The sequence below is a fragment of the Acinetobacter sp. CS-2 genome, assembly GCF_016599715.1.
Taxonomy (GTDB): domain Bacteria; phylum Pseudomonadota; class Gammaproteobacteria; order Pseudomonadales; family Moraxellaceae; genus Acinetobacter.
In genome coordinates, this window is record NZ_CP067021.1 from 225403 (window position 1) to 240391 (window position 14989).

Here is a 14989-nt window from a genome sequence, read left to right on the forward strand (position 1 = left end):
GAATATAGAGAAATATCCCGAATGTGCAGTTAACGAATTCTTGCGGTTTCTTTCAGCGCCGCCAATACCGCCAGCCCGTCGCGCAAGGGGCGCGGCTCGTGTGTGCGGATGAAGTCAGCTCCACCTGCGGCGGCGGCAAGCTCTGCAGCGAGTGTCGCGGCCCCGACATCCCCCGGACCACGGCCTGTGAGCGCGCGCAGAAAGGATTTGCGCGAAACAGACAGAAGCACCGGCAAATCGAAGCGCAGCCGCAATTCATCGAACCGCGCCAGCACCGAGAGCGAGGTTTCGGGAGCAGCCCCCAGAAAAAACCCCATGCCGGGATCAAGGACAAGGCGGTTGCGTTTGATACCGGCACCCGTCAGCGCCGCGATGCGCGCGTCAAAGAACGCCGCAATGTGATCCATGATGTCGCCAGCGGGTGCCTCGCGCCGATCTGCCTGCCCGTCTTGCACCGAATGCATAACGACGAGTTTGGCAGATGATTTCGCCAATTGCGGATAGAACGCAGCGTCTGGAAAACCGCGAATATCATTGAGATAGGCCACACCACGCGACAAGGCATAGGCTTGCGTCGCGGGTTGATAACTGTCGAGCGAGACGGGAATGCCATCTGCCTTGAGCGCGTCCAGCACCGGCGCGATACGCGCGATTTCTGTGTCGGACGAAACAGGCGCGGCGTCGGGATTGCTGGATGCCGGACCGAGGTCGATCACATCTGCCCCCTCGGCCATCAGCTTACGCGCCTGCGCAATGGCTGCGTCTGGCGCCAGATACCGGCCTCCATCGGAGAAACTGTCCGAGGTTATGTTGACGATGCCGAAAATGATGAGCGATTTATTCATGGGGGCTTCTATAATAATCTCTGTACACGACAAAAATAGATAACTCATTGAAATAATGTCACAATAATTGTTTTCTAACGACGAATACTATGACACATCTCAATGAGTTATATCTTATCTTAAACAAATCTCTAAAATGGAACAAGTCACATTTAAAGTGCTTTGCGCTCATCATGCTTGTGATTATTTTAAAGCAAACATGTAATCTTTCTTCTGCATCTAAAGCCTTGCCCATCAAGTGTTTACCACAATCATTTTATCGACGTATGCAGCGCTTCTTTGCAGGTCAGTATTTTGATTATCGTCAAATTTCTCAGTTGATTTTCAATATGTTTTCATTCGACCAAGTGCAACTGACTTTAGATAGAACCAATTGGAAATGGGGAAAACGAAATATTAATATCCTGATGCTCGCAATCGTTTATCGTGGAATAGCGGGCACTGTTGCAAATAGAGATTTGAGGGCACTGTTGCAAATAGAGATTTGAGTCGATGAAGTTCCTTTTTAAAAGTGCTTAGAGACCGAAAACCCTGTTGATTAGACACACTTCACCTTGAGGCTGACCATAATAAAATGACGATGCTTGTCCTTTACGTAGTGCACGCATGACTTCAATACCTTTAATTGTGGCATAAGCCGTCTTCATAGATTTGAATCCTAATGTGGCCCTGATGATCCGCTTTAACTTACCATGATCACATTCAATGACATTATTTTTATACTTAATCTGCCTGTGCTCAATATCTACTGGACATTTTCCTTCTCGCTTTAACCGTGATAAAGCATGGCCATAGGTCGCTGCTTTATCTGTATTGATGACCCGTGGAATTTGCCATTTTTTCACCGTATTGAAGATTTTTCCTAAAAAACAATAGGCTGATTTACTGTTCCGTCTAGCGGAAAGGTAAAAGTCAATCGTATGACCACGTTGATCAACTGCACGATACAGGTAAGTCCATCGCCCCTTCACTTTGATATAAGTCTCATCCATATGCCATGAATGTAAATCTGTAGGATTACGCCAATACCAGCGTAAGCGTTTTTCCATTTCTGGAGCATAACGCTGAACCCAACGATAAATTGTGGTGTGGTCAACATTCACACCCCGTTCAGCGAGCATTTCTTGAAGTTCACGATAGCTGATGCCATATTTACAATACCAACGAACAGCCCAAAGAATGATTTCACCTTGAAAGTGCCGACCATGGAAGGGATTCATCTGCTGTATCTCGAAATAAATAAGATATTTAGCTTATCATGTCAGCCTATTTGCAACAGTGCCCCAAAAAGTAGGGTATGTCCGGGTAAGTTCTGTCGAGCAAAACACTGGACGTCAACTTGAAGGAATTGAGGTCGACCGGATTTTTGTTGACCGTGCTTCAGGTAAAAATACTGACCGACCTAAATTTCAGGAAATGTTGAACTATGTCCGGGAAGGGGACAGGGTGATTGTACATTCAATGGATCGTTTTGCGCGAAGCCTAAAAGATTTGGTCACTGAAGTAGATAAACTGGTCAAACGAGGGATCGCCATCCAGTTTGTAAAAGAAAATATTACTTTTACAGCCGAATCCACCCCGATGGATAATTTGATGCTTCAAATGATGGGTGCTTTTGCACAGTTCGAACGTGAGATCATTTTAGAGCGGCAAAAGGAAGGAATAAAACTCGCCTCTGCTCAGGGGAAGTACAAAGGTCGGGTGCATAAACTAAAGCCTGACCAAGCTGAAGCTTTACGACAAGCATGGAAGGAGGGGAAGTATCCATCGAAAATGGCATTAGGGAAAGCTTTTGGGATTAGTCGTCAGGCGGTATACCGATATTTACAAGTTAGTGAATAGCTTATTGGGATTAGCAACTAAATTTAGTTTAACTTATAAAAATCATGAAACACTGTTCGAATTTTAAGCGTGGAACATGAATAATCAATAAAAAGCCGCTCTGCTGGTGCCCTATATTTCAGAACGGCTTGCTTTAATATAATGATATTTAAAGAGAAATATCAAGCATTACGTATAACGTGTATTATGTTAATTTTAGGAAAAGTGAAAAATAATCTACAATAGAATCTACGAAAAATTGGCCATCAATTATGCCTGATTTCTCCAGTGGAAATAATTGGATTGTGAGATCCCCCACTCAAAATCATAAATTAGAAAGAATTGAAGCATTTCTTTCCAATTATGCTTATAAACCTCACCGACATGATACTTATGCTATTGGCAGGACTCTTTCCGGAGTTCAAAACTTTCATTACAAAGGTACATTGCAACATAGCTTGCCAGGCATGACTATGGTTCTACACCCGGATGAAAAGCATGATGGTGAATCAGGAACATTAGATGGCTATCGCTATAGAATGATTTACATCGAACCAGCGATGATCCAAACCATTTTAAAGGGTAAACCTTTGCCTTTTATCAGACATGGCTTAAGTAATGATATTCGCCTGTTTAGGGCAATGGATAGCTTTCTAAATAATATAAATAATTATATGGATACCCTAGAAGAGGAAGATGCTCTATTTGATTTGGCAACTACACTGTGTGAAATTTCAGATACTTCATCTAACCAAAACAAAAAATTTGACTACAAGGCAGCAGAGAGAGCGCGTGAGTGTATTTTGGCGTATCCACATGAAAACTTAAGTTTGTCAGATTTAGAGAAACATGCTGATCGTGACCGCTGGAGCCTTTCTCGTGATTTCCGATTATTATTTGGAACTAGCCCACACCGTTATATGATCATGCGTCGCTTAGAAACAGTTAAGTTCTACCTTGCTCAAGGGGAGTCTATTGTTAATGCTGCTTTAAATGCAGGCTTTTTTGATCAGAGTCATATGACCAGACATTTTATAAAAACATTTGGTTTAACTCCCACTCAATGGAAAATGATAAATATTAAAAGATAGCCGTTCGATTTGAACGGCTAATTTGTCCTACAGCAGATTTATTCCATTAAGAAAATCTTTGAACATAAAAAGCCCTGATAAAATCAAGAGTATACCCATCAGCTTATTTAGCCGATTAAACCAGATAGGATTAGCAATTTTGTTGCCTAATACTTTTCCAACCAGAGCATAGGTGAATGGTGCGCCAACAGCACCAAGTGAAATCAGTAAAGAAACTATCAAGATCATGATTCCTGTGATTTTGGCTGCAGGGTACATAATTGTCGTAACAGGTAGAATGACGAGAATGGCTTTTGGATTTAATAACTGAATAAATAAGCCATTTAAGAATGTTAGATGGCTTTCTTGCTGTTGAGTTGTTTCTACATTCGCCCTAATCATTTTTATAGCCAAGTAGAATGTATAAATTGCACCCGCTAAAGCAATATAATGAATCAATCCATGTGGAATAACAGCTTCACCTATATAGCCAAACAATACGAATAAGATCAACATGGCGAAACCAATGCCTAGGTAAAATCCTATAGTCTTTTTTAATTGACCTGTAAGGCCAGAATTTAGCCCCATAAAATTTACAGGGCCTGGGCTATACATAACGCTTAATGTATAAAGAAATATTTCCACAGAGTTCACTCAATTAGATAGCAATAAACATCAAAGAGAGAACGGTATCGAGTTATAGGCCTTAAAGATTGTACGTTTGTGCTGAACTAATTAAAAATTTCTATTTAACTTATGTTCACCTAAAGTTCACTTCATAAGTGTATAAAGAAACTATGTATTGTATTTTCAATTGCTTATATAAATATTAGTCTTGGTTTAGAATTTTAAAGTTCATGAACTATGAGAAAAAACTAAGATACGATCAAAATTGTAGAACAACAAAATTATTTATACTAATTTACAAGCCACGCTGCTTAAGCGTGTCATTAAAAAATAAATCTTTTAATCTCTCCACACAATCTCCACACAATCTCCACACAACATCAGCAATTCATAAACACTGCTATTTCAAAATAGTAGTATCTAAAACCCCCCCTCTGAAAAAGCATGTCAACACATTATCATTTAATAGGTTCAATACTTATTACAACTGTACTTTTAATCGGCTGTACACAAGCCAAAGATGCTGAACAGTCCCCAACAGAAATGCCACCAGCGGTTGTCAGTACCATCACGGTATTACCGCATTCCATGAATTTAATTGAAAATCTTCCAGGCCGTGTTGTCGCTTACCGTATTGCTGAAATTCGCCCGCAAGTAGGTGGAATTGTTGATAAAGTACTTTTTAAGCAAGGCTCTTATGTGCAAGCAGGTCAACCGCTTTTTAAATTGAATTCTGAAATATTTCAGGCAGATGTAAAAAGCAATCAAGCCACTTTAAACCGTGCACAAGCTGAGGTGACACGTTTGCAGGTGCTGTTAAAACGCTACACTGAATTAGTAAAAGTAAATGCGGTTAGTCAGCAGGAATACAACAATACCGAAGCAGATTATCAAAAAGCAAAAGCCGATGTGGCGCAAATGCAAGCCATGTTAAGCAGACAACAACTTAATCTTAAATATGCGACTGTTACAGCCCCTATCTCGGGAACGATTGGTGAAATCTTAGTGACTGAGGGTGCATTAGTTGGTCAAGGTGATACTAATGCAATGGCCGTAATACAACAGATTAATAAAGTCTATGTTGATGTAAAGCAATCAATTAGTGATTATGAAAAACTACAGGAAGCTTTACAGCAAGGTGACGTGTCAAATACCAAACATACGGTTGAAATCCTAAATAGTCAGGGTAAACCTTATAACGTTACAGGTGAAATCCTATTTTCGGATACTAAAGTTGATCCTGATACGGGTGATGTCACAATCCGTATTTTAGCCAATAATGAAAATCAAAAACTTTTGCCAGGCATGTATGTTCGAGTCAATATGAGCCGAGCTCAAGTTGAAAATGCGCTCCTAGTTCCAGAACAAGCGATTCAACATGATATTAGTGGTAAAGCCAATGTTACGATTGTTAATCAAAAAGGTTTAGCGCAAAGCAAGCCTGTTCAGCTTGGTCAACGTTATCAAAATAACTATGTGATCAAACAAGGGTTACAAGCAGGTGAGAAAGTCATTGTTGAAGGGGCTGATCGTATACAGCCTGAGCAAAAATTAAAAATTAAGCAGTGGCAACCTACAAATATTAAGGAAAATGGAGGACAGCAATAATGTCCCAATTTTTCATTAGGCGTCCTATTTTTGCATGGGTGATTGCTTTATTTATTATTCTGTTGGGTGTACTAAGCATCCCCAAGTTACCTATTGCACGATTCCCAAGTGTTGCGCCACCACAGATTAGTATTACGGCAATCTATCCAGGTGCTACGCCAAAAACATTGAATGATAGTGTTGTGACCTTGATTGAGCGGGAAATGTCAGGTGTCAAAAACTTACTTTATTACAGTTCAAGTTCAGATAGTTCTGGAACAGCAACAATCACCGCAACATTTAAACCAGGTACAGATGTAGAACTTGCACAAATTGATGTGCAAAACAAAATTAAAGCCATTGAGTCACGCTTACCTCAAACAGTGCGACAACAAGGGCTGATGGTCGATGCTGCGTCGTCTGGTTTTTTAATGATGGTGGGCTTAAGTTCACCGAATGGCAAATATAGTGAAATTGATGTCAGTGACTATATGACTCGCTATGTGATTGAAGAATTAAAGCGGGTTGACGGTGTTGGTAAAGTCCAAAATTTTGGTGCTGAAAAAGCCATGCGGATTTGGGTCGATCCAGATCGTTTGGTTTCTTATGGATTGAGTATTCAAGATGTGAATACAGCCATCCAAAACCAAAACTTGCCGATATCACCAGGTCGTATTGGTGATGTTCCTGCTTTGACGGGGCAACAAATTACTATTCCTTTAACTGCTCAAGGTCAATTAGAAACTGTAGAGCAATTCAAGAAAATTAGTTTACGTGCTCAACAAAATGGCGCCAATGTTCGACTGTCGGATGTCGCTCGTGTCGAAATCGGGGCACAGATGTATAACTTTGCGATTTTAGAAAATGGCAAAGCCTCTACAGCTGTGGCGATACAAATGAGTCCTGGTGCCAACGCTGTCAAGACTGCAGAAGGTGTTAAAGCGAAAATTGAACAGTTAGGTTCAGCACTGCCTGATGGTATGAAATTCTCTATACCTTACGACACTGCACCTTTTGTAAAAATCTCGATTGAAAAAGTAATCATGACATTGCTTGAAGCTATGGCATTAGTTTTTATTGTCATGTTTATCTTTTTACACAATGTTCGATACACCTTAATTCCGGCGATTGTTGCACCGATTGCATTGCTTGGCACATTCTCAGTCATGCTGCTTGCTGGTTTTTCGATTAATGTGCTGACCATGTTCGGTATGGTGCTTGCGATCGGGATTATTGTCGATGATGCGATTGTGGTCATTGAGAATGTTGAACGCATTATGGCGACAGAAGGCTTATCTCCAGTTGAAGCCACATCTAAAGCCATGAAGGAAATTACCAATCCGATTATTGGCATCACCTTAGTGTTAGCCGCTGTATTCTTGCCGATGGCATTGGCGTCAGGCTCAGTGGGGATTATCTATCGTCAGTTCACCATTACCATGTCGGTTTCAATTTTATTCTCAGCTTTCCTTGCACTGACATTAACCCCTGCGTTATGTGCAACGATGTTAAAACCGATTGATCAAGACCATCAGAAAAAGGGTGTTTTTGCATCGTTTGATCGCAGTTTTGAGAAGCTGAACAATCGCTATGAACGCAGTTTATTTAAAGTAATTAAACATAAAACCCTCGCAATGTTATGTTTCTTAGGCATTGTCATTGTGCTGATTTTTAGTTTTAAACACGTTCCGACTGCGTTTATGCCAGAAGAAGATCAGGGGTGGTTTATGACTTCGATTCAACTTCCTGCGGATGCAACTCAAGAACGTACCCGTAAAGTCGTTGCTGAGTTTCAAAATTATTTAGACCAAGAAACGGGGATTAAAGACAATATGGCGGTCTTAGGTTTTGGTTTTAGTGGATCTGGTCAGAATACAGCGATGTATTTTACCAATCTATTGCCATTCGAAGAGCGTACTATTACGGCACAAGAAGTCGTGAATAATGCCAATATAGCGATGGCTGAAAGTTCAGAAGGTCAAACCATGTCTGTGTTACCACCAGCAATTGATGAATTGGGTAACTCATCTGGTTTTTCACTGAGATTATTAGATCGTGGCAATATTGGCATGCCTGCTTTAAGAGAAGCACAAGATCAGCTTTTAGCATTAGCAGCACAAAGTAAAATCGTGGCGGAGGTCTATCCTGAAGGTTTGCCAGATGGCAGTTCTGTACAGCTTAAAATTGATAGAGATAAATTGCAGGCATTAGGTGTTAATTTCAGTGATGTGACCGATATTATTTCAACCTCAATGGGTTCGATGTATATCAATGATTTTCCAAATCATGACCGTATGCAGCAAGTCATTGTGCAACTTGATGCCAAATCACGCATGAGTATTGAAGATATTCTTCAGATTAAGGTGAACAGTCAAAGCGGTAAATTGGTTTCAATGTCTGAAATAATTACTCCAATTTGGCAACATTCCCCACAACAATACAATCGTTACAACGGTCGTCCATCATTGAGTATTTCTGGCAGTCCAGCAGCAGGTATATCTTCAGGACAAGCCATGACTGAGATGGAAAATTTGATTGAACAACTTCCGAAAGGTGTGGGTTATGAGTGGACTGGGATTTCTCTAGAAGAAAAACAGTCGGAATCACAAACCTTGTTTTTATTACTGTTGTCGATGTTAGTCGTTTTCCTTGTCTTGGCAGCGCTTTATGAAAGCTGGTCAATTCCATTCTCTGTGATGCTAGTTGTCCCTCTAGGGTTGATTGGCGCCTTTTTAGCAGTAATGTTACGTGGTATGCCAAATGATATTTTCTTTAAGGTCGGCATGATCACGATTATTGGTCTATCTGCAAAGAATGCTATTTTGATTGTTGAGTTTGCAAAAGCACTAAGAGAAGAAGGAATGGGTTTAGTGGAGGCAACCGTTGCAGCCGCTAAATTGCGCTTACGTCCAATCCTAATGACATCTTTGGCATTTACCTGTGGCGTTATTCCTTTAGTCATTGCCAGTGGCGCTAGTTCTGAAACTCAAAAAGCGATTGGTACAGGCGTCTTTGGCGGCATGATCAGCGCAACAATTCTAGCTGTTATTTTTGTACCGATTTTCTTTATTGTCGTCATGAGCATGGTTGAGAAATTCTCGAAACGTAAAGCGGCACATTAAGCATCAAAACTGAGAATAAAAGCTGTGGGTTAACGAGTTTAGCCCACAACAAATCTTTCATTTACATCTTTATTTCAGAATTGATTTAATAAACCATCAATATAGGTTTAATCATGAAAGCTACCAATCTTGATCCGAAACGCTGGTGGATATTGCTCGCTGTCGTGCTTGCATTTCTGCCGATTGTGATTGATATGACTGTACTGCATGTTGCGGTTCCCTCATTAACCCAATCGCTGAGTGCCACAAGTAACCAAGTCTTATGGATTATTGATATTTATCCATTACTTATGGCTGGACTTTTAGTTCCGATGGGAACTTTGGCTGATCGTGTCGGCAATCGTAAGATTCTGCTGATTGGCTTGGTTATATTTGGAATTGCCTCAGTCCTTGCGGCATTTTCCCAAACGGCTTCTATGCTGATTGCCGCACGTGCTTTATTAGCATTAGGCGGTGCCATGATTATGCCCTGTGTATTGGGTATTATTCGCAGAACCTTCGAAGACAGTCGCGAACGTGCCATTGCGCTGGGTATTTGGGGCACAATCGGATCAGCCGGTGCCGCCATTGGACCGCTCATTGGTGGGGGATTGTTAGAATATTTCTGGTGGGGTTCAGTTTTCCTGATTAACGTCCCAATCATGCTGGTTGTCGCACCAATGTGCTATTTCTTATTGTCCCGAAAAGAAGCTATAACCCCTGGACATTGGGCATTTGGTCAAGCGCTATTGCTGATTGTCGGTTTGATTTCGTTTGTATATGCACTAAAAGCAGGCTTAGGCGGTAAACAGTCGTTGTTGATTGTCTTGCCTTTGGTCGTTTTATCTATCGGCTTATTAACCATATTTGTACGCAAACAGCTGAATTCTCCTCAGCCGATGCTAGATCTTTCGCTATTTTCACGTCCTGCTATTTTAGCCGGCATTATTATGGCAATGGTTGCTGCAGGCGCTTTGGCAGGGGTTGAGTTAACTTTGGCAATGGAGCTGCAATATGTCATTCGTTTAACACCGCTGCAAGCCGGTCTTTTTATGGTTCCGATTATGGTTGCGGCCGCTATTGGCGGGCCTATTGCTGGTTTTTTATCCAATAAATTTGGACTCCGTCTGGTTGCGACCATGTCATTAATATTGGCAGCAATTGCGTTGGTCAGTTTGAGTTATTCAGATTTTCATCATCCGGGAATCATCGTTCCCTTTATTTTAGCTTCGATTGGATTAACACTGAGTATTGGTTTAACAGCTTCATCCATTGCGATCATGGGCTCAGTACCTGCAGAAAAGGGCGGTGCGGCAGGTTCACTTGAAAGTACAGGTTATGAACTGGGTACAGGACTAGGTATTACTTTATTTGGTGTTTTCATGGCCTATATATTTGGCAGTCATCTTCAAGTGCCGTCAGATTTAACTGCTGTTTTAGCAGAAAAAGCCAGACTTTCGATTGGTGATACCTATTTAGTGGCGAGCCAGTTACCCGTTGAACAAGGTACAGCATTGATTAACGCAGGTAAAATTGCCTTCAGTTCAGCTCATGTTAATTTATTATTAACAGCAGGGATTATCATCGGGATACTCTCCATTGTGGTATTTTTTATGCTAGCTAAATATCGAGATGAGAATTCATTGTGATGAAATTTATTTGAGGATCATCAAACAGAATGGTTAAGTTCAGACATCAATTTATCTTAAATTTATGGTTTAAATTAAGCCGTATTAATCTGAACTTAACACATTATAAATGAGTTGATGTCTTACGATTTAGTTGAATAGTAAAACAGCTGCCACCTAAGTTTTTGGATTTAGAATAATAAATATGACCTTGGTGTGCTTCAATAATTGCATCAATCACTGCCAAGCCTAATCCAGTACCGCCATCTAGACATGATCTAGAGTCTTCCAGTCGATAGAAGGGTTTGAACAGGTGTTTAAGATGCGATTCATCAATACCAGGACCTTCATCTTCAAACGTCAATACCCAATGTTCTGCTGTGGTTACAGATGTAATATTTATTTTTCCAGCATTCGAATATCTTAGAAAGTTAGAGAACAATGCAATAAAGACCTGTTCCATCCTTCTTATATCAACGCAAACCAATTTATCCGTCAAATTTAAAACAATAGTTAAACCTTTAACATGAAACCGTTCATTAAACATCTGCAGACATTTTTCAATACTATTTTTTAAATTGGTCTTTTCTAGTTCTAATCGTAATTGTTTATTTTCAATAAGTGTCAGTGTCCGTAAATCTTCCACAAGGTAAGATAAGCCTTCGACTTGGTTCAATAAGCTTAGGTGTAAAGCTTTATCGGCAATAAATATACCATCGACAATACCTTGCAAGCGACCTTGTAATATTGTCACAGGTGTTCGTAATTCATGTGCAATTGCAGCATTCCAAACAGTTGAATTCTTAACTGATACTTCAAGTTGGTTTGCCATTTCATTGAAGTTCTCAATAAGAGACTTGATTTCATGTGGAATATCATGATGTGGCTGTTTAATTCTGAGTGCTAAATTGCCTTGTTGAATTTGTTGAATAACATCTGCTAAATCACTAATTGGCTGTGTATAGCGTTTTCCATATTTAAAGGCGAGGATAGTAGAAAGAAAAAAGCCTGTTAATAGCACTAAAAACAGCCAGATAAAGTCAACGGAGGTAACTGAAAATTCATTTGAATTAATAACTTGTGTATTTAGAAAACCTATTTTTATCGCCCAGCTATAAACAAAATAGCCAATCATGAAAGATAACAGCGTAATGCCTAAATTGAATAGGCTCATCATGATAATAAACTGGAAGTTAATTCCAACAGAATTTTTAAAAAAGTTAAATTTCATGATTTTGATCTAAGCGATACCCCACGCCACGGACATTGATTAATAAGCCATTTACATCATTTTCTTCAAGTTTTTTGCGTAATTTGCTGATATGGCTATCTACAGTGCGATCTAAAGCATCACTTTCAGGCATACAGTTTTGGATCAATTCATTACGTGTAAAGACTTTATTCGGTGTTTTTGCCATCAAAAACAGTATCTTATACTCAGTTAACGTAAGGTTGAGCAACTGATTTCTTTGACCATTTGAAATGTAAACTTGATGATGATCTGGATTAATTTCAATATTTCTATAACGAATAATATTAGTTATTTCCATATTTTGGCTTGTACTTCGTCTAAGTACGGCTTGTATTCGTGCAATCACTTCGTTTGGGTTAAATGGCTTAATAATAAAGTCATCAGCACCCATTTTTAGCCCCATGATCTTATTCACTTGATCATCTAAGGCAGTCAGCATAATGACAGGTAAATGACTTGTTTGACGGATGATTTGTAGAATTTCCCAGCCATTTAGTTTGGGTAATTTAATATCAAGGAGAATCAGGTCGATAGAGTTGGCTTTTAGGCACTCTAAAGCTTGTTGTCCATCCAATGCACGGATGACCTGCATGTTTTCATTTTTTATGTATTTTTCAAGAATGTCACCAATATCATAATCATCTTCTACAACGAGAATGACGCTGTTTTCGAAGCTGTGCTGTAGATTTGGATACATATATTTTATCTTAGATGAAGTAGCTATGCATTTTAACATTTAATTGTGTAATTGAGATGATTAGACGAGCAGTCATTTATATTTGTAATTGAGGGGTGACATATAATAAAATTCGTTGCATATCAGTATTAATGAACAAAATGTCAATTATCATTCATTTAACATAATGGCTGTTATACGAAACGAGAGTGTTAGAACCCATTTAAAGTGTCTATATTCTCACCAATAAAAATGTCCGGTTTCTCCGAGGTAAAATATGACTTTTGAACAAAAATAAGCCATTGTTTATTCTTTTTATTTCCAACAAAATTCCAGAACTCATCTACTTCGAGAGATTCATAATGACTTTGCTGAGGCTGAATTTCATAGGTTGATTCAGTTAAAGTACGTAAAACTTTACCGATACTGATGCGCTCAACTTCAGCAATATCTCGTATACCGCTGCCTCTGACCATCAACTGTAATATTTTACGAGTAATACCTGACTTACATCCTAGATAGCTCAGTGCATGATCACCAATAAACTGACGTTTACAGTCTTTGCACTGATAGTTTTGTTTCCCATCTACTTTGATACCATTTTTCTTTATACTATCACTGAGGCAGGTTGGACATTTGATTGCTAGAGTTATTTGCATTTCTCTATTTTATCAAAATCCAATCGGCTTTTTCTTCAGCATACTTTTTGAAACACTACCAAATTTTAAAGTTGTATATCATGAAATTATTAAAAATATTGAGTTTAGTTTGCTTAAGCATAAGTATTGGGGCTTGTGCTGAGCATAGTATGAGTCGAGCAAAAACAAGTACAATTCCACAAGTGAATAACTCAATCATCGATCAGAATGTTCAAGCGCTTTTTAATGAAATCTCAGCTGATGCTGTGTTTGTCACATATGATGGTCAAAATATTAAAAAATATGGCACGCATTTAGACCGAGCAAAAACAGCTTATATTCCTGCATCTACATTTAAAATTGCCAATGCACTAATTGGTTTAGAAAATCATAAAGCAACATCTACAGAAATATTTAAGTGGGATGGAAAGCCACGTTTTTTTAAAGCATGGGACAAAGATTTTACTTTGGGCGAAGCCATGCAAGCATCTACAGTGCCTGTATATCAAGAATTGGCACGTCGTATTGGTCCAAGCTTAATGCAAAGTGAATTGCAACGTATTGGTTATGGCAATATGCAAATAGGCACGGAAGTTGATCAATTTTGGTTGAAAGGGCCTTTGACAATTACACCTATACAAGAAGTAAAGTTTGTGTATGATTTAGCCCAAGGGCAATTGCCTTTTAAACCTGAAGTTCAGCAACAAGTGAAAGAGATGTTGTATGTAGAGCGCAGAGGGGAGAATCGTCTATATGCTAAAAGTGGCTGGGGAATGGCTGTAGACCCGCAAGTGGGTTGGTATGTGGGTTTTGTTGAAAAGGCAGATGGGCAAGTGGTGGCATTTGCTTTAAATATGCAAATGAAAGCTGGTGATGATATTGCTCTACGTAAACAATTGTCTTTAGATGTGCTAGATAAGTTGGGTGTTTTTCATTATTTATAAGAATTAGAAGTTTGAGGTTAATCTATTTTTGGTAGTGTTTCAAAAAGTATGCTGAAGAAAAAGCCGATTGGATTTTGATAAAATAGAGAAATGCAAATAACTCTAGCAATCAAATGTCCAACCTGCCTCAGTGATAGTATAAAGAAAAATGGTATCAAAGTAGATGGGAAACAAAACTATCAGTGCAAAGACTGTAAACGTCAGTTTATTGGTGATCATGCACTGAGCTATCTAGGATGTAAGTCAGGTATTACTCGTAAAATATTACAGTTGATGGTCAGAGGCAGCGGTATACGAGATATTGCTGAAGTTGAGCGCATCAGTATCGGTAAAGTTTTACGTACTTTAACTGAATCAACCTATGAAATTCAGCCTCAGCAAAGTCATTATGAATCTCTCGAAGTAGATGAGTTCTGGAATTTTGTTGGAAATAAAAAGAATAAACAATGGCTTATTTACGCCTATCATCGAGAAACAGGTGAAATTGTTGCTTATGTTTGGGGTAAACGAGATTTAGCTACAGTCTAACAATTGAAGACAAAGCTTAAACAATTAGATATTCACTACACCCGAATTGCAAGTGATCATTGGGACAGTTTCATCACTGCTTTTAAAAATGGTAAGCAAAGTATTGGTAAATTTTTTACTGTAGGTATTGAAGGCAATAATTGCAAAATAAGGCATAGAATTAGGCGTAGCTTCAGAAGAAGCTGTAATTTTTCAAAAAAGCTTGAAAACCATTTTAAAGCTTTTGATTTAGCCTTCTTTTCTTTTACATCAATAATGGCTTCATTTAAAGG

Annotated in this window: 11 protein-coding genes and 3 pseudogenes; 8 read left to right on the top strand and 6 right to left on the bottom strand. The window is 39.2% G+C overall.

Annotation, left to right across the window (positions count from 1 at the left end; all coding sequences use genetic code 11):
- Positions 1-29: 29 nt before the first annotated feature.
- Complete coding sequence (gene sul2, locus JFY49_RS17185; protein WP_001043260.1) at positions 30-845, bottom strand: sulfonamide-resistant dihydropteroate synthase Sul2; 816 nt, start codon at positions 843-845, stop codon at positions 30-32.
- Positions 846-934: 89 nt separating this feature from the next.
- Between sul2 and JFY49_RS17190 the strand changes: the two are divergent.
- Positions 935-1282: pseudogene (locus tag JFY49_RS17190) on the top strand (IS4 family transposase); the annotation flags it as partial.
- Positions 1283-1360: 78 nt separating this feature from the next.
- Here JFY49_RS17190 and JFY49_RS17195 read toward each other — a convergent pair.
- Positions 1361-2065 carry an IS6-like element IS1008 family transposase gene (locus JFY49_RS17195; protein WP_001067790.1) on the bottom strand — a complete coding sequence of 235 codons (705 nt, stop codon included), beginning with the start codon at positions 2063-2065 and terminating at the stop codon, positions 1361-1363.
- 58 nt (positions 2066-2123) lie between these two features.
- Here JFY49_RS17195 and JFY49_RS17200 point away from each other — a divergent pair, with 58 nt between their 5' ends.
- On the top strand, positions 2124-2687 hold the full coding sequence (locus JFY49_RS17200; protein WP_032073152.1) for a recombinase family protein: 564 nt from the start codon (positions 2124-2126) through the stop codon (positions 2685-2687).
- Between the two features lie 251 nt (positions 2688-2938).
- Complete coding sequence (locus tag JFY49_RS17205; RefSeq protein WP_032073151.1) at positions 2939-3757, top strand: AraC family transcriptional regulator; 819 nt, start codon at positions 2939-2941, stop codon at positions 3755-3757.
- 27 nt (positions 3758-3784) lie between these two features.
- On the opposite strand, the gene JFY49_RS17210 is transcribed toward JFY49_RS17205, so the two are convergent.
- Positions 3785-4381, bottom strand: coding sequence for a LysE family translocator (locus JFY49_RS17210; protein WP_074163998.1), 597 nt, complete (start codon positions 4379-4381; stop codon positions 3785-3787).
- A gap of 426 nt (positions 4382-4807) precedes the next feature.
- Here JFY49_RS17210 and JFY49_RS17215 point away from each other — a divergent pair, with 426 nt between their 5' ends.
- The 3 genes from JFY49_RS17215 (at position 4808) to JFY49_RS17225 (ending at position 10700) form a co-directional block, all read left to right on the top strand.
- Positions 4808-5971 (top strand): efflux RND transporter periplasmic adaptor subunit, encoded by a 1164-nt coding sequence (locus JFY49_RS17215; RefSeq protein ID WP_032073150.1) that lies wholly within the window; start codon positions 4808-4810, stop codon positions 5969-5971.
- Positions 5971-9072 (top strand): multidrug efflux RND transporter permease subunit, encoded by a 3102-nt coding sequence (locus JFY49_RS17220; protein ID WP_032073149.1) that lies wholly within the window; start codon positions 5971-5973, stop codon positions 9070-9072. The genes JFY49_RS17215 and JFY49_RS17220 overlap by 1 nt, the downstream gene beginning before the upstream one ends.
- A 113-nt stretch (positions 9073-9185) precedes the next feature.
- Positions 9186-10700: an MFS transporter gene (locus tag JFY49_RS17225; protein WP_032073148.1), complete on the top strand. Its 1515-nt coding sequence runs from the start codon at positions 9186-9188 to the stop codon at positions 10698-10700.
- Positions 10701-10803: 103 nt separating this feature from the next.
- Here the strand turns inward: JFY49_RS17225 and adeS are convergent, their stop codons facing one another.
- The 3 genes and pseudogenes from adeS to JFY49_RS17240 form a co-directional block, all read right to left on the bottom strand.
- On the bottom strand, positions 10804-11910 hold the full coding sequence (gene adeS, locus JFY49_RS17230) for a two-component sensor histidine kinase AdeS (RefSeq protein ID WP_032073131.1): 1107 nt from the start codon (positions 11908-11910) through the stop codon (positions 10804-10806).
- A complete protein-coding gene (gene adeR, locus JFY49_RS17235) occupies positions 11900-12628 on the bottom strand; it encodes an efflux system response regulator transcription factor AdeR (protein WP_032073130.1) in 729 nt (242 codons plus the stop codon). Before adeR ends, adeS begins: the two co-directional genes overlap by 11 nt.
- A 269-nt stretch (positions 12629-12897) precedes the next feature.
- Positions 12898-13266, bottom strand: a pseudogene (locus JFY49_RS17240) (IS1-like element ISAba3 family transposase); the annotation flags it as partial.
- 80 nt (positions 13267-13346) lie between these two features.
- On the opposite strand from JFY49_RS17240, the gene JFY49_RS17245 reads away from it, so the two are divergent.
- Together JFY49_RS17245 and JFY49_RS17250 are read left to right on the top strand one after the other, a co-directional pair.
- Complete coding sequence (locus JFY49_RS17245) at positions 13347-14189, top strand: carbapenem-hydrolyzing class D beta-lactamase OXA-58 (protein WP_002002480.1); 843 nt, start codon at positions 13347-13349, stop codon at positions 14187-14189.
- Between the two features lie 90 nt (positions 14190-14279).
- A pseudogene (locus JFY49_RS17250) lies at positions 14280-14986 on the top strand (IS1 family transposase).
- Positions 14987-14989 lie beyond the last annotated feature (3 nt).